This is a genomic window from Pseudomonas fluorescens, assembly GCF_018614655.1.
GTDB lineage: Bacteria > Pseudomonadota > Gammaproteobacteria > Pseudomonadales > Pseudomonadaceae > Aquipseudomonas > Aquipseudomonas fluorescens_BX.
This window is the reverse complement of sequence record NZ_JAGGOG010000018.1, coordinates 154,285-175,681: the sequence shown is the minus strand read 5'-3', so window position 1 is coordinate 175,681 and position 21,397 is coordinate 154,285. Positions and strand designations below refer to the sequence as shown.

The following is a 21,397-nucleotide window of genomic DNA, read 5'->3' as shown; positions in this document are numbered from 1 at the left end:
AACCAAGAGGGTGATGTTCGTAGCAGCTGTCGAGCCTTGGCGAGGCTGCGTAGGGCTTGACTTGGTCTCGCGCCTGTTTGATACGGCGTTGCTGTCAACGCCGCCTCGCCAAGGCTCTGCAGCTGCTATGGGAGTGGAGGTGGGGCAGGGAGTTAGTTCGTGGCCAACTCGGTAATGGCTTTGATCAGAACACGGATGTCCGCCGCTGAAGTCACAAACCCGGGCGTCACCCGAATACAACTGCCAAACGAGGCGCCGCTGCGGGTCGTGGTAAACAGGTCGTACTCCTTGAGCAAGCGATCCACCATCACTTGCTGATCCACCTGCCCGGTGAACTTGAACGACGTAATCGCGCAATACAGGCGTGGATCATCCGGCGTCAGCACTTCAACCCCCGGCAACTGCCGCACCTCACGCACCCACAAATCCCGCAGGTAGTTGAGCCGGGCGCCTTTGGCCTTGGCGCCGCCCAACGCGCGATGCTCCTCGAACACCAGCGGCAAGGTCATCAGTGCCGGGATATTCGGCGTGCTATAGGGCGTACGAGCGCGTACATCGGTGGCCGGGTAGTGGAACTCGCCCATGTCCGGATCAATATCCGCCAACCGCTGCGGGTCGATATAGATAAAGCCCAGTGTCAACGGTGCACCGATCCACTTGTGCAGGTTGAAACCCGCAAAGGCGATACCCAGTTGGGCCAGGTTGAATTCGATCTGGCCCAGGGCGTGCGCGCCATCGAGGATCACATCGATCCCGTGTTCCCGAGCGGCGCTCGCGATGGCCTCCACCGGCATCACCAGGCCGGTACGATGGGTGACGTAGGTCAGGGCCAGTAATTTGAGGCGAGGGTAACTCACGAAGGCGTCGCGATAGGTTTGCACCAGGCTGTCGAAACTGGCCGGGTGTTGGTGGGAAATTTCGATCACCTCTACCCCACGGTGGCGCGCCAGCCAGCGCATGGCGCCTTTCACGGTGTCGTATTCCAGGTCGCTGATCAGCACCTGATCGCCCGCCTGCAAGCGGTTGTAATTGCGGATCAGCGATTGCAGCGCGTCGGAGGCGCAGCGGGTGAGGGCGATAGCTTCGGGGTCGGCGTCCAGCAAATGCGCCAGCTGGTTACGGACCGCGACGTTTTCGCCCTGCTCGTACCGCTGGCGCGCATAGATCGAATTGCTGCGATTGATGAAGGCAATATTGTCCTGGTACTGCTCAAGTACTGCACGGCTCATGCGCCCGAAGTACCCGTTTTCCAGGTTGATAGGGCCGGGTTCCAGGTCATAGCGCTGGGCGATGGTTTGCCAGTGAGTTTCGTCTTGTGCGTTCCGTTGCATGCTCAGGCTCTTAGTGGCGGGGGGCGGGCTTGCCGTGTTTGGCGCGCAGTGGTTCCAGCAATTCGGAGAGGCCGTTGTGGTCGATCTCTTGCATCAGCGCCAGGAGACCGCCCAGTTCACCGTGAGGAAAACCTTCACGGGCGAACCAATTCAGATAGGGACCCGGCAGGTCGGCGATGATCCGTCCCTTGTACTTGCCGAAGGGCATTTCACGGGTGATCAGCAGTTCAAGTTTTTCAGGGTTCATTGGGCTTCTGGCGTTTGAGTCGATGGCTTGGAAAATACAGGCATTCTGCATGCAGGCCAAATGACAGATCATGCAAAAAAAGCGGATACAGATTTTTAGTGTTGTTTTAACTTATTGATAATTAACGATTAAGGTGTTTTCAAAGACCTGGCACGAGCACTGCAATTAGTAAGGGTAAGTTCCATAACCCGCGAAGGAATTGAAAAATGACTGATATCAATAAAGAGTCGATTTCCGTACTCAATGACCTGATCGAGACCAGCAAGGACGGCCAGGAAGGCTTCAAGACCTGCGCCGAAGATATCAAGCATCCAGAGCTTAAAGCGCTGTTTGCCAAACGCGCCGTTGATTGCGCCACTGCCGCTGCTGAATTGCAGACCGCGGTCAAGGCCTTGGGCGGAGATCCGGAAAACTCCGGTAGCGTCGCGGGCGCATTACACCGTGGCTGGGTCGACGTGAAGTCGATGGTGACCGGCAAGGATGAAGAGGCTGTGTTGAACGAAGCCGAACGCGGTGAAGACCATGCGCTGAAGGCTTATAAAGAAGCGATCGAGAAGATCAACAAGCACAACCTGCTGGGCATTCGTGATCTGGTGGAGCGTCAGTATCATGGCGTGCAGCGCAATCATGATCAGGTGAAAGCCCTGCGTAACCAGGCTCGCGCTCAGTCTTGAGTCGTCGCTGAATAGAAAAAGCCCCGCAGGTGCGGGGCTTTTTCATGGGCGCAGGTTTAGCCGATGCTGATGGCCGGCAACTCGGTCAACGTCACGACCTGTTGTTTGCGTGGCGCCAGGATTTGCGCCTCGCCGTCCACCACCAACTCATCGTGCTGGTTGAACACCCGAGTGGCGATCCGTACGCGGAATTTTGGCAGCTTCTCGAGAATTTCCAGACGCACGGTCAGGGTGTCGCCGATTTTTACCGGTTTCTGAAAGCTCATTTGCTGGCCGATATAGATAGTGCCCGGCCCAGGCAACTCACACGCCACTGCCGCGCTGATCAGGGCGCCGCTGAACATGCCGTGGGCAATGCGCTCCTTGAACATGGTTGCCTTGGCGAATTCGGCATCCAGGTGCACCGGATTGTGGTCGCCGGACATCGCTGCGAACAGCTGGATATCGCGCTCTTCAACGGTTTTGCTGTAGCTGGCGGTCTGGCCGACTTCGAGGGCTTCGTACGGTGTGTTGGTAACCTGGGTCATCTAATGGTGCATCCTGTGGCTAATCAGTAATCTTAATTCGTTGATTTTAAACGAAAATATTTAGACGTTCATTCGCAACGTGCAGGGCGGCGCAGGTTGACGGCCTGCGCCAGCCACGCCAGCACATCGGCTGTGACCGCGTCGCGGTTGGTTTCGTTGAACAATTCATGGCGTGCCTGCGGGTAAATATTCAGTTGCAGGTTCTGGCAACCTCCATCACGCAGGGCATGGGCCAGACTTTTGAGACGCTTGCCTTCACTGACCGGATCACATTCACCCCCCATCACCAGGATCGGCAGGCCCGGATCGATCTGAGCGAGATTGGACGCTTTGCTGATTTGCTGCAAGCCGCCCAACAGGTCGATCCATAGCTGGTTGGTGCAGCGAAAACCACACAGAGGGTCGTTGACATACTTGTCGACCTCGTCCGGGTCGCGGCTGAGCCAGTCGAACGCAGTGCGATTGGGCTTGAACGCCTTGTTGAATGAGCCAAATGACAGAAAATCGATCAGCGCGCTGCGGCCCCTGCGACCCTGGCGCAAGCGTTCGATGTGGGCGATCACCTTGGCGGCGCGGTACAGCGCCACCGGTTGGAAATTCGAGCCGCTGAGAATGGCCCCATTGAGGCTGGCGCTGTGGTGCAGCAGGTAAGCCTGGGCGATATAACTGCCCATGCTGTGGCCCAGCAGAATGATCGGCAGCCCAGGCTGCTGCTGGCCGATGTGCTGGTTGAGGCTGGCCAGGTCACCGACTACTTTGTTCCAGCCGTCACGCTCGGCGAACAGCCCCAGGGTGCCTTCGTCGGCTGTCCGGCCGTGGCCACGCAGGTCGGGGGCATACAAGCCGTAGCCGGCGCCACACATCGCTTCGGCCAGGCGGGCGTAGCGACCACTGTGCTCGGCCATACCGTGGGCGAGCATGATTAACGCCTTGGGCGGTTCGTCCGGCAGCCATTGGTTGACGTACAGGCGACTGCGGTCATTCGCGGTCAGCCAGAAAGTGGTGTGATTCATGGCGCTTCCTTTGCTCAGGGTCGTTGCTGTGTATAGCTCATCTGCCGAGGGTCGTCAGATCAGCCCAGGCCTCAGGGACAAGATTCATACAATCAATGACACGTTTTTGTGTATTTGCCTGTTTGGCCATAGCTGCTAACGTCCCCAAAGCTCCGCTTGTCATAGCAGTAGAAAGCGGCCGGACACACTCAGGTAAGAGGACAAGAATAATGCAACCTGATTTCTGGAATGACAAACGCCCGGCGGGCGTTCCTACCGACATCGACCTGACTGTCTACAAGTCGGTAGTCGAAGTCTTCGAGCGTTCCTGCAAGACCTTTGCCGATCGTCCGGCGTTCAGCAACATGGGGATCACACTGACCTACGCCGAGCTTGAGCGCCAGAGTGCTGCGTTCGCCGGTTACCTTCAACAGCACACCGACCTCAAGCCGGGCGACCGCATTGCGGTGCAGATGCCCAACGTCCTGCAGTACCCGATTGCCGTGTTCGGTGCCTTGCGGGCCGGGCTGATCGTGGTCAACACCAACCCTTTGTACACCCCGCGTGAGATGCGCCATCAGTTCAAGGATGCCGGCGTTCGTGCGCTGGTCTACCTCAATCTGTTTGGTTCGCGTGTACAGGAAGTGACGACCGACACCGAGATCGAGTACCTGATCGAGGCGAAGATGGGCGACCTGATGCCCGCCGCCAAGGGCTGGTTGATCAATACCGTGGTCGATAAGGTGAAGAAAATGGTCCCGGCCTACAGCTTGCCCCGGGCCGTTTCCTTCAAGCGTGCCTTGCGTCTGGGCGCGGGCCAGGGCATTACCCACCACCCGGTCACTCTGGACGACATTGCCGTGCTGCAATACACCGGCGGCACCACCGGCCTGGCCAAGGGCGCGATGCTCACCCATGGCAACCTGGTCGCCAACATGCAGCAAGTGCGCGCCTGCATGTCGCAGCTGGGCGACGACGGTCACCCGCTGATCAAGGAAGGGCAGGAGGTGATGGTTGCGCCGCTGCCGCTTTATCACATCTATGCTTTCACCGCGAATTGCATGTGCATGATGGTGTCCGGCAATCACAACGTGCTGATCACTAACCCCAGGGACATTGGCGGTTTTATCAAGGAGCTGAAAAAGTGGCGCTTTACCGGGCTGCTGGGGCTCAACACGCTGTTTGTGGCGCTGATGGACCATCCGGACTTCAAGAGTCTCGACTTTTCCCACCTCAAGCTCACCAACTCTGGCGGTACCGCGCTGGTGAAGGCCACTGCCGAGCGTTGGCAGCAAATCACCGGCTGCGCAATCGGCGAGGGCTATGGCCTGACCGAAACCTCGCCGGTGGCCAGTACCAATCCCTATGGCAACAAATCGCGGTTGGGAACCGTGGGTATCCCGGTGCCGGGCACGGCGATGAAAGTCATCGATGATGAGGGCGCGGAATTGCCCCTGGGCGAACGAGGCGAGCTGTGTGTGAAAGGTCCGCAAGTGATGAAGGGCTATTGGCAGCAGCCGGCCGCCACTGCTGAGGCGCTGGATGCCGAAGGTTGGCTCAAGACGGGCGACATTGCTGTGATCGACCCGGATGGCTTTGTACGTATCGTGGATCGCAAGAAGGACCTGATCATCGTCTCGGGCTTTAACGTTTACCCCAACGAAATCGAAGATGTGGTCATGGCGCACCCGAGTGTCGCCAGTTGCGCGGTGATCGGCGTGCCGGACGAACGCACCGGAGAAGCCGTGAAGCTGTTTGTGGTCGCCCGTGCCCAGGGCGTCAGCCTTGAGGAGCTGAAGACCTACTGCAAGGTCAACTTCACGGGTTACAAGGTGCCCAAGCACATAGTGCTGAGGGATTCGCTGCCGATGACGCCGGTAGGGAAAATCTTGCGGCGCGAACTTCGCGACATCGCTTGATTTGAAATGCGGTTGTAGCCGCTGCCGAGGTACGAGGCTGTGATGGACTGCGCAGCGGGCCCTAAGGGCGGTCCTGCGGACACGCATCGCAGCCTCGTACCTCGGCAGCGGCTACAACCGCATTCGCGAGCAAGCCGAATCGTCGCGCCGCCGCTCCCACATTTGGTGTGTACACCCCTGATTTAGAGCCTTTTCACAGCGTATAGAATTTTTGCTCTAAATGTGACTGCTGGATATTCTTGAGTCATGTTTATGACTGTAGAGGCCGCTTTTGGCTCTAGGCGGCCTTTGGCAAAGCTGCTACTCTCGGCGCGCTTTGTGACATCTCGGCCTGCTTGAAACAGCCAGACTCACCCTAAAAAACACAAACAAATAATAATCGCATCAAATGCGATGAATGAATTCGCGTCGCTGAGGAGTGGGCTTCCATGATCGAAGACTTTTGGAAGGATAAGTACCCTGCCGGGATTGCTGCAGACATCAATCCAGACGAGTATCCGAATATTCAGGCGGTACTGAAACAGTCCTGCCAACGCTTCGCCGACAAACCGGCTTTCAGCAACCTGGGCAAGACCATCACCTACGGTGAGCTGTACGAGCTGTCCGGTGCATTTGCTGCGTACCTGCAACAGCATACCGATTTGCAGCCCGGTGATCGAATCGCCGTGCAACTGCCCAACGTCCTGCAATACCCGGTGGCCGTGTTCGGTGCCATCCGTGCCGGCCTGATCGTGGTCAACACCAACCCGCTGTACACCGCGCGGGAAATGGAACACCAGTTCAACGACTCCGGCGCCAAGGCCCTGGTGTGCCTGGCCAACATGGCCCACCTGGCCGAAAAAGTCGTTCCCAAGACTTCCGTCAAGCATGTGATCGTCACCGAAGTGGCCGACCTGTTGCCACCGCTCAAGCGGCTGCTGATCAACAGCGTCATCAAGTACGTGAAGAAAATGGTCCCGGCCTATCACTTGCCCAAGGCGCTCAAGTTCAACGATGTCCTGGCCAAGGGGCATGGCCTGCCGGTCAACGAAGCCAGCCCCACCAGCGATGACGTGGCCGTGCTGCAATACACCGGTGGCACCACCGGCGTGGCCAAGGGCGCAATGCTGACCCACCGCAACCTGGTGGCCAACATGCTGCAATGCAAGGCGCTGATGGGCTCCAACCTCAATGAAGGTTGCGAGATCCTGATCACCCCGTTGCCGCTGTACCACATCTACGCCTTCACCTTTCATTGCATGGCGATGATGCTGATCGGCAACCACAACATCCTGATCAGCAACCCGCGCGACCTGCCGGCGATGGTCAAGGAACTGTCGAAGTGGAAGTTCAGCGGCTTTGTCGGCCTCAATACCCTGTTTGTGGCCCTGTGCAACAACGAAGGCTTCCGCAAGCTGGATTTCTCGGCGTTGAAAGTCACCCTGTCCGGTGGCATGGCGCTGCAACTGGCGGCGGCCGAGCGTTGGAAAGCGGTCACTGGTTGTTCCATTTGTGAAGGTTACGGCATGACCGAAACCAGCCCGGTGGCCACCGTCAACCCGATCCAGCACATCCAGATCGGCACCATCGGTATTCCGGTGCCATCGACCCTGTGCAAAGTCATCTCCGACGACGGCGTCGAGCTGGCCCTGGGCGAAATCGGCGAGCTGTGCGTCAAGGGCCCGCAAGTGATGAAAGGCTACTGGCAGCGTGAAGACGCTACCGCCGAGATCCTCGACAGCGAAGGCTGGTTGAAGACCGGTGACATTGCGATCATCCAGCCGGACGGCTACATGCGCATCGTCGATCGCAAGAAGGACATGATTCTGGTCTCCGGCTTCAACGTTTATCCCAATGAGCTGGAAGATGTGCTGGCAACCCTGCCGGGCGTGCTGCAATGCGCGGCCATTGGTGTGCCAGACGAAAAGTCCGGGGAGCACATCAAGATCTTCATCGTGGTCAAGCCGGGCGCCACGCTGACCAAGGAGCAGGTGATGGAGCACATGCGCGCTAACGTCACCGGTTACAAGGTGCCGAAGGCCGTGGAGTTCCGCGATGCACTGCCGACCACCAATGTTGGCAAGATCCTGCGCCGTGAGTTGCGGGATGAAGAACTGAAGAAGCTGGGCTTGAAGAAGTAACCTGGCCTCCAACAAAAAGCCCCGCATTTGCGGGGCTTTTTGTTGGAGGCTGATTTTCCTGCGATAGCAGTTGTAGCCGCTGCCGAAGAATGAGGCTGCGATGGGCTTGGTGCGGCACTCCGACGAAGCAGACCCTGAGGGCGGTCCTCATTCTTCGGCAGCGGCTACAGGTTGGGAGATTCAAAAGAGGCGTAGATACCCATGGCTATCGCAGGTAAGCCCCAGATTATTTCTGCGGTGTTCCTATAGCGCAAACTGCGCGAAGCTCACACCCGCACCCGCCGGGCGCACATCTTTCAAGAACGAATCCTTGTCGGCGCTCAGCTCCAGGGTGATCTCCGGCTTGCGCTTGCCGGCGTTGCGCACCACCAGGCCTTCAAGCTTCTCGCGCATGAACGCCGTCGGCACTTTCAGATGCAGCAACTGGTCGGTATCTGCGTTGTGCATCAACAAGTGAATCCACTCGTACTGGCCCACGCCAATACGGGTCACCGGCAAGTCGAACCACCAGATGTTGCGCTTGCGGTCCAGGTCGGTGAAGTGGCAGTTGTTGACGCCGAGCACGGCACCGCCCAGTTCTTGGTTTCTGCGGGCGATGGCTTGGGTTTTATTGAGTGTCATAACGTTCCTACGGGATCAGGTATTCAGCGTTTTAGCCTGAATGTGCCGGGCATTCTCGTGGGTTGGCCGCAAAACATAAAGCCCAACCTGTCGGCGGCGATGAAATGGTTGGTCAAAAATAATTGAAACTCTGCCAGGCAGCCCAGGGTCAACCTGTACGTAATGACCATAACCCTTGATTGTTCCCGGGAGAAATACCATGAGTAGCACATCGGATAAGGCAAAAGGTTTAGCGAACGAGGCCATCGGCAACATCAAGCAAGGAGTTGGTAAAGTCACCGGCAACGATAAGCTGCGTGCTGAAGGTGTGATTCAGGAAAAGAAAGGTGAAGTACAAAAAGCCGTCGGCGACGCCAAGGATGCGGTAAAGAAAGCGGTCAAATAATTCTGATCCGATTGCTCGCGAATGAGCAGTCCAACGGCCATCCACGGATGGCCGTTTTTGTGTGATGTGCAGTGATTAAAGTTTCGAAATTGTTTCAAGGTCGCCAAATAGGCTACCTTGATGTAGAAAACGGCCCCTGAGTCGCCCACCAACTCAACCTTTTGCGGCGAAAGGAGACGCTATGATTTTTCCGGTATTGAAAGGCTTACCCCTGCACAAAGTGCTGGTACGCACGGTCACCGAGTTCATCGATGACGAGATGCCCACTTACGCCTCGGCACTGGCCTACCAGATGCTGTTCTCGCTGTTTCCCTTCCTGTTGTTCCTGATTGCCCTGATCGGCTTCCTGCATTTGCCGGAGTTTTTCACCTTCCTGCGTGACCAGTCGGCGCTCGTGTTGCCACCCCAGGCCCTGGAACAGGTCAACCCGGTGATCGACCAATTGCAGCAATCCAAGGGCGGCTTGCTGTCCGTGGGTATCGTCGTTGCGCTGTGGACCGCCTCAGCGGGCGTACGCCTGATGATGAGTGCGATGAACGCCGCCTATGATGTGGTCGAAGGCCGGCCGATCTGGAAGCGTTTTCCGCTGTCGGTCTTCTACACCATCGGTGTTGCCGGCATGCTGCTGATGGCCGCTGCGCTGATGGTCCTCGGGCCACAGGTGATGGAGTGGCTGGCGGGCCAGATTGGCATGGAGGAATATGTGGTCACCCTGTGGACCATCCTGCGCTGGCCGGTGATCGTTATCTTGCTGATGTTTGCCGTGGCCTTGATGTACTACGTGATGCCCGACGTGAAGCAGAAGTTTCGCTTTATCTCCCCGGGCTCGGTGCTGGCGGTGGTGGTCTGGATTCTCGCCTCCCTGGGCTTTGGCTTCTACGTCAAAGCCTTTGGTAACTACAACGCCATGTATGGCAGTATCGGTGCGATCATCGTCCTGTTGCTGTACTTCTACATTTCCGCGGCCGTGCTGTTACTGGGGGCGGAGATGAATGCAGTGATTGAACACATGTCGGCCGAAGGCAAGAACCCTGGTGAGAAGGACTTCGGCGAACACGATGATAAACAGCATGTCTCGGGCCTCGGCCGGGACCACTCGCTCAAGCCCACTACTGACGAAGTCTGATCCATGATCCGTGACATCCTGAAAATGGGCGATGAACGCCTGCTGCGTATCGCACCACCGGTTCCTCCGGAAATGTTCGACAGCCCCGAGTTGTGGCAGTTGATTGACGATATGTTCCAGACCATGGAGCACGTCGGCGGTGTCGGCTTGGCTGCACCGCAGGTTGGCGTTGATTTGCAACTGGTGATCTTTGGTTTCGAGAGCAGCGAACGCTACCCGGATGCCCCGGCCGTGCCTCAGACCATTCTGATCAACCCGTTGATCACGCCGTTAAGTTCGCTGCTGGAAGAGGGCTATGAGGGCTGCCTGTCGGTGCCTGGCCTGCGTGGTGCGGTGGACCGTTATCAGCGGATTCGCTATGAAGGGTTTGATCCCAAGGGCGAACCGATTGTGCGTATTGCCGAGGGTTTTCATGCGCGGGTGGTGCAGCATGAATGCGATCACCTGATTGGCCGGTTGTACCCGTCGCGTATTACCGACTTCAGCAAGTTCGGGTTTATCGAGGTGATGTTCCCGGATATGGATCCTACGGCTGACGAATAAGCCATGACCCCTGTAGCGAGCGGGCTTGCCCGCGTTGGGCTGCGCAGCAGCCCCAAACCAGTCACTGAGTTTTATCTGATAAACCTCGATCGTCTTAATGGGGCCGCTTCGCGACCCAACGCGGGCAAGCCCGCTCGCCACAAATGTGCAGTTATTTGGCCGGCTTGACGAACCGCAACGTCATCCGATCCGACTCCCCAACCGCCAGATACTTCGCCTTATCCTTATCCCCCAGCTTCAACGCTGGCGGCAATGTCCAGACCCCATCCGGGTAATCCTTGGTGTCTTTCGGATTAGCGTTGATCTCGCTTTGCCCGTCCAGCTTGAACCCCGCATCCGTCGCGAGTTTCACCACATATGCCGTGGTCAGGTACCCGCTGTGCTTGATGTCATCCAGCGATGCACCATCCTTGGCCCGGTGATCCACCACGCCCAGTACACCACCCGGTTTCAACACGTTGAAGAAGGCTTCAAATGTTGCCGGTGCGGTGTCGGCCAGCACCCAGTTATGCACGTTGCGGAAGGTCAGCACCGTATCTGCTGAACCCGGTTTGCCCAGCGTCGGTGCCTTGGGGTCGAACTCTACGAAGCCAACCTTGGCGTAACGGACCGGGTCGGCGGCGAATTTTTGTTTCAGGCTTTCCTCCGAGGTGCGGGCATAGGCGCTGCTGGTCGGGTTTTGCACAGCGGCGATGTAATGCCCTTGATCCTTGAGCAGCGGCGCCAACACTTCGCTGTACCAGCCGCCACCGGGGGTGATTTCGATCAGCGTCTGGTCGGGCCGCAGGCCGAAGAACGCCAGGGTCTGCTGCGGATGGCGATACACGTCACGTGCACTGTTGGCCGGTGCACGCCAACTGCCAGCCAGCACGGTGGCATATTGCTGGGCAGAAACCGGAGCCTCGGCCGCCTGGCTCACAGTTGGGAGAAGGAGGGCGCTGAGGGATAAAGCCGCAAGGGTCGCTTTCATGATCATCCTGGTGTGGGCCGTTGTGCCGAGGAGGCTAGCACGCAGCCCGCAGCCGCTGATCATCCATTATTGAAGGTCGACCTAACCAACGGTTCTAAGCCCATGGCGATCATTGGCTTATTGCGTTTGTAGCGTACCAATCGTTCGGCCAGTGACTGGGGCAGCAGTGTGTCCTGGGTAAAACCGAGGCGCTGATAAAACCCTTCCAGGTCCGGATGACAGAACAACCACACTGTGCCTTGCACCGGTGCAACGGCCTCACGAATCAAGCGTGCCGCCAGACCTTGGCCACGCAACGCCGGGTCGACAAACAGCCCGGTCAACCATTGCCCGCCCACCACCGAGCTCAAGCAGAGGCCAGCGACAATTTCGCTGTGCCTGGCCACCCACAGTTGGCCGCCCTTCAGGGCTTTCATCGGCGAGTTGTGGCTTCGGTAAAACTTGTTCAGCAGCGGCCAAAGCGGCTCTGCCAGCAGATTGATGTGCAACTCGGGCATGGTATTTCGACAGGCGTGATCAAGGGGCTGGGATTATAAGTCGGGCAAAGCGCCTTCTGTTGGGCAATAGGTGTTATACCCCTTGTTACATCCCCTGTAAGTGGAGCACGTATCATGGCCAAAGGTATGGATTCAAAGAAAGCCGCGAAGAAGAAACCGGCAAAGACCGCCGATGAAAAACGCGCCGACAAAAAAGCCAAGAAATCCGACACGGGTTTGTTTGGTCATTGATTACCTGTAGCCGCTGACGAGGCACGAGGCTGCGATGGGGTGCGAAGCAGCCCCCAATAAGTGCTCCTGCGGACCACTTCGCAGCCTCGTACCTCAGCAGCGGCTACACGTTTGCTTCTAAGCTAAGCACCAAACGATCTGCAAGATTTCCCCGCCTCATTGCACAGAGCAGGATGAAACCGACTTTCGTTGTCGGCCTAGACTGCCCTGAGCCTGCCGATGCCCAACTACCTCGATGACACCCACCGCCTCGAAATCGAAGTCCTGAGTCAAAGCTTCACCGCCCGCACCGAATGGCCGACCTGGCTGTTGTTGATCGGCGTCTACGCCAGTTGGTTTGCCGTGGTCCTGGGCAGCGCCTGGCTGGGCCGGTGGCTGAGCACGGCGCTGTTGATCCCGATTGTGGTGCTGTGGCTGTCCCTGCAACACGAAATGCTCCATGGTCATCCCACCCGTTTCAAAACCCTGAACAAACTCCTTGGCTACGCACCCCTGGCGGTCTGGTATCCCTACACCTTGTATCGCGACAGCCACCTGCTGCACCACAACGATGAACAGCTCACCGTCCCCGGCGTTGATCCGGAAAGCCGCTACGTGACGCAAGGGCAATGGGCCGGCAGCTCGTTATTCGAGCGCAGCCTGCACGGGCTGAACAAAACCGTACTCGGGCGTTTCCTGCTGGGCGCGCCTTTAGCGCTGTGGGCACTGGCACGGGAAGAACTCCTGCGACTGCGCCGAGGCCAGCGTCAGGCCTGGCTGATGTGGCTGACCCATGGCGCATTGACCGTACTGATGCTGGTGTTTATCGCCCGTTACAGCGGGCTGCCGGTGTGGCATTACCTGGCACTGGTCAGTGTGCCGGCGTTGTCGGTGGCGATGATCCGTTCGTACTATGAACACCGCCCGCACCCGCAACCTGAGCAGCGCACAGTGATCAACGAAGCCGGTTGGCCGTGGACCTGGCTGTTTCTCAACCTCAACTTGCATTTGGTGCACCACGACTTGCCGAAGCTGCCCTGGTATTTCCTGCCCCGGGTCTACCGCGCACGCCGAGCGCAGTGGCAAGCGCGCAGTGGTGGATTTGTGGTGCAAGGTTATGGCCGATTGCTCGGGCGCTATGGGCTCAAGACCATCGACAGTCCGCGCCATCCCTTTGTCTGACGAGGTTTGCATGAGCGAACACTACGCCGAGCTGCTGATGTACGTGGCGCCCCAGCAGGTGCTTGAGGCCAACGAGCAATGGCTGGCGCGCATCCTTGAGCGGCTCGACGTTACCCGGCGTACCGCAGACGGCCTGGACCTTCCGAGCCTGTGGCGCACCCCCGAACTGCTGTTGACCCAGACCTGCGGCTACCCGCTGATGACCCAATTGCGCGGGCAAGTGCGGCTGATCGGCCGTCCCCGTTATGAACTGCCCGACAGCAGCGCTGGCAATCACTGCAGCCTGCTGTTGACCCGCGACGACAACCCGCGAACGACCCTGGCGGATTTCTTTGGTAGTCGCGGTGTGATCAACAGCGAAGACTCCAACAGCGGCATGAACCTGCTGCGCGAGCGCCTGGCACCGTTACATCACCAGGGACGATTCTTTGCCAGTGTGGTCATCAGCGGCGGTCATCGCGACAGCCTGCGCTGGCTGCGGGAAGACCGTGCAGACCTCGCCGCCATCGACAGCGTGACCTTCGCCTACCTGGCGCGTTTTGCGCCTGAGGAGGTCGCAGGACTGCGTATCGTCACCCGCAGCGCGATCAGTCCGACGCTGCCTTACATCGGCGCGCGGGGCTTGAGTGACGAATACATTCTGCAGGTCCGTCAGGCGATGAACCAGGCGTTGCAGGATCAGCCGCAGGTGGTGGAAATACTGGGCGTGCAGGAGGTGCTGCCCGCCAGTGAGGCGGATTACCGGGTGCTGTTGGATTACCGGCAGCAGGCCCAGGCATTGGGTTTCGAAAGGCTTCGTTGAACTTGTAGCCGCTGCCGAGGCACGAGTCTGCGATGCGTGTCCGCAGGACCGCCCTCCAGGTTTGCTACGCAACCCAGCGAAGCCTCGTGCCTCGGCAGCGGCTACAGTAAAGTTATATAAAAATGCATTTTAAGTATTATTAAAGAATAAGCAGCCTTGCTAGGATCGCCCCACCGGAACACCGGACATAACGTGCAACCAACTCAGATGGAGCCACTATGTCCGGCGCCGACACTTCTCACAGCGACTATGTGGGCGGATTGTTCCGTAGTCATTACGACTGGCTGTGCAGCCGTTTGCATCGGCACCTGGATTCCCGCACCCACGCCGAAGACATCGCCGCCGACACCTTTGTCCAGTTGCTGAGCGCGCCGGGCGTGACGCCGATCCGCCAGCCTCGCGCCTTGCTGACGACCATTGCCCAGCGCCTGATGTATCAACTGTGGCGTCGCCGCGATCTGGAGCGCGCTTACCTCGACGCCCTGGACCAGGACGAAACTTCATCTGCGCCATCCCCTGAAGACCTGGCGCAAATGCTCGAAGTGTTGCAGGCCATCGACCAATTGCTTGATGGCTTACCGACCAAGGTCAAGGCGACCTTCCTGCTGTCGCAACTCAATGGCCTGACATATCCCGAAATTGCCGCTGAACTCGATATCTCCCAACGCTCCATCAGCGACTACATGACCCGCGCCATCAACCGTTGCCTGCGGCTGTGCCTGGAATGAGTGACGAACTGATCGACAGCGCGGCTCGCTGGACCGTCTTGTGCTTTGAAAAACGAATCACCCAGAGGCTATTCATGAAAAAACTAAAAAACCTGCTCGGTGGCTCGCTGCTGGCATTCACCGTCCTGGCACAGTCAGCCACCGCTGCCGTCCCGACCAAACCGATCCACTTCGGCGACATCACTTGGGAAAGCGGCAGCCTGATCACTGAAGTCCTGCGCTTGATCGTCGAAAAAGGCTACGGCTATCCCACTGACACCTTGCCCGGCAGTACCGTGAGCCTGGAAGCCGCGTTGGCCAAGGACGATATTCAGGTGATCGGCGAAGAGTGGGCCGGGCGCAGTCCTGCCTGGGTCAAGGCTGAAAGCGAAGGCAAGGTGTTCGGCTTGGGCGACACGGTCAAAGGCGCCACCGAAGGCTGGTGGGTGCCGGAGTACGTGATCAAGGGCGACGCGACACGAGGTATCAAACCCCTGGCGCCAGAGTTGAAATCCGTGGCTGACTTGTCGCGCTACAAGGACGTGTTCCGTGACCCTGAAGACCCAACCCGTGGACGCTTCCTCAACAGCCCCACCGGCTGGACGTCGGAGATCGTCAACAGCCAAAAACTCAAGGCCTACGGGTTGACCGACAGCTTCGTCAACTTCCGCACCGGCTCCGGCGCGGCACTGGATGCCGAGGTGGCGTCATCAATTCGTCGCGGCAAACCGGTGCTGTTCTACTACTGGTCGCCGACACCCCTGCTGGGGCGTTTCAAGCTGATCAAGCTGGAAGAACCGCCATTCAACGCTGAGGCCTGGAAGACCTTGGCCGATGCCAATAACCCGCACCCAAAAGGCACCCGCTCGATGCCGGCGCACCTGGCGATTGGCGTTTCGGCACCGTTCAAGACCCAGTACCCCGAGCTGGTGACGTTCTTTGAAAAGGTCGACCTGCCGATTGACCTGCTCAACGGCATCCTCGCGCAGATGGCTGAAAAACGTACGGCGCCTCGTCAAGTGGCCGAAGCCTTCTTGAGAGAGCAACCACAGGTGTGGCAGCAGTGGGTGCCGGCGGATGTGGCGGCGAAGGTCAAGGGGAGTCTCTGATGTTCGAGCAGGCGCTCCCCGTGTAGGCGCGAGCAAGCTCGCTCCTACAGGTTGATTGCATTTCAGGTCATGGGGTTTCGGCGGCCAGTGCAGCAATCACCGCAGGACGTGTACTGATTCGCTGCTGAAACTGCGCCAGCGCCGGCCACTGTTGCAGGTCGATATCGAAAAACGCTGCCCAGCGCAGCACCACAAACAGGTAGGCGTCGGCCACCGAGAACCGCTCACCCAGCAAGTAATCCTGGCGCTCCAGGGTTTGTATCAGGATCGCAAAGCGCTTGAACAACATGGCCTTGAACAGCGCCTTCACCTCTTCCGGGATGGCCGAGTTGAACAACACGCCCAGGCCGCCATGAATCTCGCTGGAGATAAAATTCAGCCATTCCTGCAAGCGCACGCGCTCCCAACTGCCATTGGCTGGAGCCAAGCCCGCTTCGGGCACCTGATCGGCCAGAAACTGAAGGATCGCGGCCCCTTCGGTCAGTACTTCACCGTTCTCCAATTGCAGAGCCGCCACGTAGCCCTTGGGGTTGATCCGCAGAAAGTCGTCACCGTTGGCGGTGGTTTTTTTCTGGTTGTCGACGCGGATCAGTTCAAACGGCAGGGCCAATTCCCGCAACACGATATGGGAGGCGAGGGAACAGGCATTGGGGGAAAAGTACAGCTTCATCGGGCAGACTCCTGCGGAATTTGCGTCAGTTTCCCGGGCATGGCACCGTGGGTAAAATTAATCTTTCAGAATTTATCCATAAGGACAGCTACTGCCATGATGAACCTGATGCACTGGCGCCTTTTGGTCGCCGTGGCGGATAACGGCAGCATCACGGCGGCCGCAGAGCGGGTCGGCATGACCCAGTCTGCCGCCAGCCAAGCCATGGCCGCGATGGAAGCTACTCTCGGTGCCCAACTGTTCGCCCGTGAAAGCCGCCGCACCTTGCCCACTGCGCTGGGCTTGCAGGTGATCGAGCAGGCGCGGGTGATGTTGAATGCCTTGCAAACCATCCGTCGAACCGTGGATGAGTCCAAGCCCATGGTGCGCGGGACCATTCGCCTGGCGAGTTTCCCGATGGTGCTGGCGGCGTTTCTGCCGCCCCTGCTGCGACGTTTCAACCAGCTTTATCCGGGGATTGAGGTGACGGCGCTGGAGGTCAGTGACGATGAGGTCAACACCTTGCTCGACGCGGATTTGATCGACTTGGGTGTAGTGCTCAATCCTGGGCCTGAGCGCAAGGCCACGGTGTTGGGACGAGACAATTGGGTGGCGGTGTTGCCGATGGATCATGCGTTTTCCCGACGCCCGGCCGAGGTCACCGTCGCGCTGGAGGCGCTACTGGAGCAGCCCTTTGTACTGGCCACTGGTGGCTGCACGGTCAATGCTCGCAGCCTGGCTACGGACGCCGGGTTGGCATTACACGATATTCGCGTGGAAGTGCGTGAATGGAACAGCGCCTTCAGCCTCGTGCGCGAAGGTGTCGGCGTGACGCTGGTGCCCGAGATGACCCTGCCAGCCCAGCGCCAGGGCTTGCGCGTCATGCCGCTGACCTGTCCGGTACACCGTGAATTCGCCTTGGTCACCTCTCGAACGCGCGCGCCCTCGGCGGCAGTAAATGCCTTGTTACAGATGCTGGCCGATTAGTGGCCTTGCATAGCGCCACGCCCTGACTATGCTCACCCTAATCATGGATGGCGCTTGCCATATAAAGTGTTCCGGGTGGTGATTTCGACAGCAGTGCCTGACCACAACCCCAGACGGGGCCGTCAAGAAAAGGATGACTTGATAAGAGCGTTGCCCCATGGACTCTCCGATTAACCATCATTTATCTATCGCCTGACACCTGTCCGGTCTCTGGACGGCTGCGTTTGCCTGTGTTGTGAAAAGTTGCACGGGGTCAAATCCAGGAACTAACCGTTATTCAAAGACAGCGCTAAGGTGATCCGATCATGTTTAACCGCCAACACAAATCCGACCTGCTGGAGATCGAGCGTTTTTCCTGCGCGCTGGCCGGGGCCAATGCCAAGCTGGCCGCCATCAGCCGATCCATGGCGATGATCGAGTTCGATCGCGACGGCGTGGTGCTCAACGCCAACGAGAACTTCTGTAAAACCATGGGTTATGGCGCCGAGGAAATCCGCGGCAAGCACCATCGGATCTTCTGTGAGGAGTCTTTCTACCGCAGTGATGCCTATTCCACGTTATGGCGTGACTTGGCCCGGGGCGAGCCCATCAGCGGTACGTTCATGCGTTTGAACAAGAGCGGCCGGGAAGTTTGGCTGGAGGCCAGCTACATGCCGGTGTTTGGTCCGGACAATCAGGTGCAGAGCGTGATCAAGGTGGCGTCGGATATTTCTGCACGGATCCACCGCGAGCATGAAAACCAGAGCCTGATCGATGCCATTGGCCGCTCCATGGCGGTGATCGAATTTACCCCTCAGGGGCAGATCATCAATGCCAACGAAAACTTCCTGAAGACCATGCACTATTCCCTGGGCGAAATCGTCGGCCAGCACCACAGTTTGTTTTGTCATCGCAGCGAAACTGATTCTCCTGCGTACAAAGCGTTCTGGGCTTCCCTCAACCGTGGCGAGTACCACTCCCATCGTTTCGAGCGGCGCAACAAGCACGGGCAAACGGTATTTCTGGAAGCCTCCTACAACCCGATCTTCGACGCCAGTGGGCGGCTGTACAAAGTGGTGAAATTCGCCAGCGATATCACTGATCAAGTCACCACCCTGCAAACCGCCGCCGAGGCGGCCCACAGCACCTCGGTGCAGAACGACGCCTGTGCCCGCAAGGGCTCGGAAGTGGTGCAGCAAACCGTGCAGATCATCGAAGAAATTTCCCGTGACCTTAACGAAGCGGCACTGAGCATCGACGCGGTGAGCAAGCAGTCGGACATCATCGGCAGCATCGTCCAGACCATCCGCGCAATTGCCGATCAGACCAACCTGCTGGCACTCAACGCGGCGATTGAAGCGGCTCGCGCCGGTGAGCATGGCCGTGGCTTTGCGGTGGTGGCCGATGAAGTGCGCAGCCTCGCGGCCCGTACCAGCCAGGCAACGGTGGAAATTGTCGATGTGGTGCGCAAGAACCACGACCTGTCGCTGAGCGCGGTGTCGAGCATGCAGTCGAGCTTGAGTCGTACCGGGCTTGGGGTGGAACTGGCCAACGAGGCGGGGCAGGTGATCCTGGAGATTCAGGAAGGCTCACGGCATGTGGTGGATGCCATCAGTCAGTTCAACTCAACCTTGCAGTTGCAATAACCTGGTTGTGGCAAGCGGGCTTGTTGTGGCAGCCGGTTTGTTGTGGCGAGCGGGCTCGCCACAGCAGGCTCGCTCGCCACAAGTGCGTCAAATAGCGGCCAGGGTATCTTTCACCGCCTGAGCCTGCGGGTTGGCGGTAGTCGCCGCTACCTGTTCCGTCTGCTGAGCCTGCAGGCGCTGGGCTACTTCCTTACCAATGGCGTCCTGCTGTTCCAGCGGCATCTTCTGCACGTCTTCTTCGGTCAAGCCACGTTCCTTGAGCAACTGCTCACGAATGCGCTCGGCCGGGGTCTTGCTCATGTATTCATTGAAATCGCTGCGGGCGGTGGTGGTGCCTTCGGCTTTGGGCGTGCCGGTGGTCGAAGGGGTTGCCGAGGTGTTGGCTTGCAACTGAACGCGAGTCTTGGCGAAGGCTTCGTTGATATTGTCGACGGCCTTATCAGCACTCTTTTGAGTGGTGGCTGGCACGACAGTAGGGTTTTGGGCCGCTTGCAAGGCGCCGCTGTACAGCGTGCTGGCGGCGGCATTGGCCGGGTCCATGTCGGAGCGCTTGCTGTGCTGGATCGTTGAAGCGGCTTGGGCGTTGGTATTGATCAACATGAGCGGGCACCTGGTATGTTGGGCTGTCCGTCAGGTTGAGCAATTAGCGTGCCGGGCTCTAAAGGCCAGGATTCATTGGGTATGAGGACCTTTCCCAGGCAAGCATTGTGCGGCCGACGGCCAATATTTGCCGTCGGCGGCCATTACCCTCAGTGGGCGATATTCTCCAGCGCCAGGTTGCGCGTACGCGGGCCGAATACGCCGATAGTCACCATCACGATCAACATGCTGCTGGCGATAAACGCCAGTACCCCCGGCGTACCGAGGTGTTCGAGAAAGAAGCCGATCAACAGGCTGCTGAACACCGTCGACAAGCGACTGAACGAATAGCAGAACCCCACCGCCCGGGCGCGGATGTTGGTGGGGAACAGTTCACTCTGATAAGAGTGATAACTGAAGCTCAGCCAGGCATTGCAGAAGGTGATCATCACTCCACAGGCAATCAGGCCCACGGCGCTGCTTTGCAGGGCGAACAAGCTGCCGAAGATCATCGCGCCCATGGCCGAGCCAACGATCTGCCATTTGTTTTCGAAGCGGTTGGCGACCTTGACGAACAACAGCGGTCCCAGCGGGTAGGCGAGGGTGATGATGAAGGCGTACATCAGGCTGTGGGTGACGCTGACGCCCTGGCCCGAGAGCAGCGCCGGCAACCAATTGCCGAAGCCAAAGAAGCCGATGGCCTGGAACACATGAAACACAATCAGCATCAACGCCCGGCGGCGGTATGGCGGTTGCCAGATATCGGCGAAGCGCCCGCTGCCCTGGACGCTGACGGCCTCGGGTTCCGGCTCATCCAGGGGCTTGCCGTGGTCTTTTTCGCAGCGCGCTTCCAGGCTGTCCATGATCTGCCCGGCTTCCTTGAAGCGGCCTTTTTGGGCGAGCCAGCGCGGTGATTCCGGCAACCGCGAACGCAGCCACCAGATAAATAACGCAAACACCGCACTGGCCAACACCACCCAGCGCCAACCGGACACCCCGAACGGTGCCTGTGGCACCAGCCACCAGGACATCAACGCCACCGCCGGCACCGATAGGAACTGTATAAAAAAGGCGAAGGCAAACGCTGAACTGCGCATGCGCTTGGGCACCAGTTCCGAGAGGTAGGCGTCGATGGTCACCAGTTCGATACCCAGGCCGATGCCGACCAGAAAACGCATGCAGATAATGCCGAGGGCAGAAGTCTGGATGCCCATTAATACCGTAGCAACGGTGTACCAGATCAGCGCGAAGGTGAAGATCGCCCGGCGCCCGTAGCGGTCGGCAATCGGGCTGAGCAGGCTGGCGCCGAGGAACAGACCGAGGAAAGTAGCCGAGGCGAAGGCTGCCTGATCGGAGAAGCCGAAGACGCCTTGGCTGCCGGTGGCAAAAATGCCGTCTTTTATCAGGCCAGGACTGATATAGGCGGTCTGGAACAGGTCGTACAGTTCGAAGAAACCACCAATCGACAGCAAGGCTACCAGGCGCCAGACGGTGGCAACGGCAGGCAGGCGATCAATACGTGCGCTGATATGGGCGGCTCGGATCGGGTCGATGCCGTCCGAGGCCATCGCGGAGAGTGAGGACATGGCGCGGGA

At 58.7% G+C, this 21,397-nt stretch carries 22 protein-coding genes and 1 pseudogene; 13 read left to right on the top strand and 10 right to left on the bottom strand.

Annotated features, from left to right (window positions below; all coding sequences use genetic code 11):
• Positions 1–152: 152 nt before the first annotated feature.
• The gene (locus J7E41_RS18870; protein ID WP_214995091.1) at positions 153–1,331 is read right to left on the bottom strand and encodes an aminotransferase class V-fold PLP-dependent enzyme; all 1,179 of its coding nucleotides are present in this window, start codon (positions 1,329–1,331) and stop codon (positions 153–155) included.
• Positions 1,332–1,341: 10 nt separating this feature from the next.
• A complete protein-coding gene (locus tag J7E41_RS18865; RefSeq protein WP_003213031.1) occupies positions 1,342–1,578 on the bottom strand; it encodes a DUF3820 family protein in 237 nt (78 codons plus the stop codon).
• A gap of 206 nt (positions 1,579–1,784) precedes the next feature.
• On the opposite strand from J7E41_RS18865, the gene J7E41_RS18860 reads away from it, so the two are divergent.
• Positions 1,785–2,252 carry a ferritin-like domain-containing protein gene (locus tag J7E41_RS18860; RefSeq protein WP_214995089.1) on the top strand — a complete coding sequence of 156 codons (468 nt, stop codon included), beginning with the start codon at positions 1,785–1,787 and terminating at the stop codon, positions 2,250–2,252.
• A gap of 56 nt (positions 2,253–2,308) precedes the next feature.
• Here J7E41_RS18860 and J7E41_RS18855 read toward each other — a convergent pair whose 3' ends face one another.
• Positions 2,309–2,779: a MaoC family dehydratase gene (locus J7E41_RS18855; protein WP_214995087.1), complete on the bottom strand. Its 471-nt coding sequence runs from the start codon at positions 2,777–2,779 to the stop codon at positions 2,309–2,311.
• 68 nt (positions 2,780–2,847) lie between these two features.
• Positions 2,848–3,792: an alpha/beta hydrolase gene (locus J7E41_RS18850; RefSeq protein ID WP_214995085.1), complete on the bottom strand. Its 945-nt coding sequence runs from the start codon at positions 3,790–3,792 to the stop codon at positions 2,848–2,850.
• A 209-nt stretch (positions 3,793–4,001) separates the two neighbouring features.
• Here J7E41_RS18850 and fadD2 point away from each other — a divergent pair, with 209 nt between their 5' ends.
• Complete coding sequence (gene fadD2, locus J7E41_RS18845; RefSeq protein WP_214995083.1) at positions 4,002–5,690, top strand: long-chain-fatty-acid--CoA ligase FadD2; 1,689 nt, start codon at positions 4,002–4,004, stop codon at positions 5,688–5,690.
• 428 nt (positions 5,691–6,118) lie between these two features.
• The gene (gene fadD1, locus J7E41_RS18840) at positions 6,119–7,810 is read left to right on the top strand and encodes a long-chain-fatty-acid--CoA ligase FadD1 (protein WP_214995081.1); all 1,692 of its coding nucleotides are present in this window, start codon (positions 6,119–6,121) and stop codon (positions 7,808–7,810) included.
• Between the two features lie 243 nt (positions 7,811–8,053).
• Here fadD1 and J7E41_RS18835 read toward each other — a convergent pair whose 3' ends face one another.
• Positions 8,054–8,431, bottom strand: a complete 378-nt coding sequence (locus J7E41_RS18835) for a hypothetical protein (RefSeq protein WP_214995080.1) — start codon at positions 8,429–8,431, stop codon at positions 8,054–8,056.
• 199 nt (positions 8,432–8,630) lie between these two features.
• Here J7E41_RS18835 and J7E41_RS18830 point away from each other — a divergent pair, with 199 nt between their 5' ends.
• From J7E41_RS18830 to def, 3 genes are all read left to right on the top strand, one after another.
• The gene (locus J7E41_RS18830) at positions 8,631–8,816 is read left to right on the top strand and encodes a CsbD family protein (RefSeq protein ID WP_155581446.1); all 186 of its coding nucleotides are present in this window, start codon (positions 8,631–8,633) and stop codon (positions 8,814–8,816) included.
• A 181-nt stretch (positions 8,817–8,997) separates the two neighbouring features.
• Complete coding sequence (locus tag J7E41_RS18825; protein WP_214995079.1) at positions 8,998–9,942, top strand: YihY/virulence factor BrkB family protein; 945 nt, start codon at positions 8,998–9,000, stop codon at positions 9,940–9,942.
• Positions 9,943–9,945: 3 nt separating this feature from the next.
• Positions 9,946–10,485: a peptide deformylase gene (gene def / locus J7E41_RS18820; RefSeq protein ID WP_214995078.1), complete on the top strand. Its 540-nt coding sequence runs from the start codon at positions 9,946–9,948 to the stop codon at positions 10,483–10,485.
• A gap of 151 nt (positions 10,486–10,636) precedes the next feature.
• On the opposite strand, the gene J7E41_RS18815 is transcribed toward def, so the two are convergent.
• Together J7E41_RS18815 and J7E41_RS18810 are read right to left on the bottom strand one after the other, a co-directional pair.
• On the bottom strand, positions 10,637–11,455 hold the full coding sequence (locus J7E41_RS18815) for a class I SAM-dependent methyltransferase (protein ID WP_214995077.1): 819 nt from the start codon (positions 11,453–11,455) through the stop codon (positions 10,637–10,639).
• 59 nt (positions 11,456–11,514) lie between these two features.
• Entirely contained in the window at positions 11,515–11,952 is a 438-nt protein-coding gene (locus tag J7E41_RS18810) for a GNAT family N-acetyltransferase (RefSeq protein ID WP_214995076.1), read from the bottom strand.
• Positions 11,953–12,402: 450 nt separating this feature from the next.
• Here J7E41_RS18810 and J7E41_RS18805 point away from each other — a divergent pair, with 450 nt between their 5' ends.
• The 4 genes from J7E41_RS18805 (at position 12,403) to J7E41_RS18790 (ending at position 15,962) form a co-directional block, all read left to right on the top strand.
• A complete protein-coding gene (locus J7E41_RS18805) occupies positions 12,403–13,344 on the top strand; it encodes a fatty acid desaturase (RefSeq protein ID WP_214995075.1) in 942 nt (313 codons plus the stop codon).
• 10 nt (positions 13,345–13,354) lie between these two features.
• Positions 13,355–14,146 carry a phosphate/phosphite/phosphonate ABC transporter substrate-binding protein gene (locus J7E41_RS18800; protein ID WP_214995073.1) on the top strand — a complete coding sequence of 264 codons (792 nt, stop codon included), beginning with the start codon at positions 13,355–13,357 and terminating at the stop codon, positions 14,144–14,146.
• Between the two features lie 218 nt (positions 14,147–14,364).
• The gene (locus tag J7E41_RS18795) at positions 14,365–14,874 is read left to right on the top strand and encodes a sigma-70 family RNA polymerase sigma factor (RefSeq protein ID WP_214995071.1); all 510 of its coding nucleotides are present in this window, start codon (positions 14,365–14,367) and stop codon (positions 14,872–14,874) included.
• Positions 14,875–14,948: 74 nt separating this feature from the next.
• Positions 14,949–15,962 carry an ABC transporter substrate-binding protein gene (locus J7E41_RS18790; RefSeq protein WP_214995069.1) on the top strand — a complete coding sequence of 338 codons (1,014 nt, stop codon included), beginning with the start codon at positions 14,949–14,951 and terminating at the stop codon, positions 15,960–15,962.
• Positions 15,963–16,029: 67 nt separating this feature from the next.
• On the opposite strand, the gene gstA is transcribed toward J7E41_RS18790, so the two are convergent.
• Positions 16,030–16,632 (bottom strand): glutathione transferase GstA, encoded by a 603-nt coding sequence (gene gstA, locus J7E41_RS18785; RefSeq protein WP_214995067.1) that lies wholly within the window; start codon positions 16,630–16,632, stop codon positions 16,030–16,032.
• 96 nt (positions 16,633–16,728) lie between these two features.
• Here gstA and J7E41_RS18780 point away from each other — a divergent pair, with 96 nt between their 5' ends.
• The 3 genes and pseudogenes from J7E41_RS18780 (at position 16,729) to J7E41_RS28550 (ending at position 19,223) form a co-directional block, all read left to right on the top strand.
• Positions 16,729–17,598 carry a LysR family transcriptional regulator gene (locus tag J7E41_RS18780; protein ID WP_214995065.1) on the top strand — a complete coding sequence of 290 codons (870 nt, stop codon included), beginning with the start codon at positions 16,729–16,731 and terminating at the stop codon, positions 17,596–17,598.
• A 305-nt stretch (positions 17,599–17,903) separates the two neighbouring features.
• Positions 17,904–18,680: pseudogene (locus tag J7E41_RS28555) on the top strand (PAS domain-containing protein); the annotation flags it as partial.
• A complete protein-coding gene (locus J7E41_RS28550; protein WP_435304131.1) occupies positions 18,654–19,223 on the top strand; it encodes a methyl-accepting chemotaxis protein in 570 nt (189 codons plus the stop codon). The pseudogene J7E41_RS28555 and the gene J7E41_RS28550, both read left to right, overlap by 27 nt.
• Positions 19,224–19,310: 87 nt before the next feature.
• On the opposite strand, the gene J7E41_RS18770 is transcribed toward J7E41_RS28550, so the two are convergent.
• The gene (locus J7E41_RS18770) at positions 19,311–19,823 is read right to left on the bottom strand and encodes a hypothetical protein (protein WP_214995062.1); all 513 of its coding nucleotides are present in this window, start codon (positions 19,821–19,823) and stop codon (positions 19,311–19,313) included.
• Between the two features lie 149 nt (positions 19,824–19,972).
• Positions 19,973–21,388, bottom strand: a complete 1,416-nt coding sequence (locus J7E41_RS18765) for an MFS transporter (protein WP_214995060.1) — start codon at positions 21,386–21,388, stop codon at positions 19,973–19,975.
• Positions 21,389–21,397: the final 9 nt, after the last annotated feature.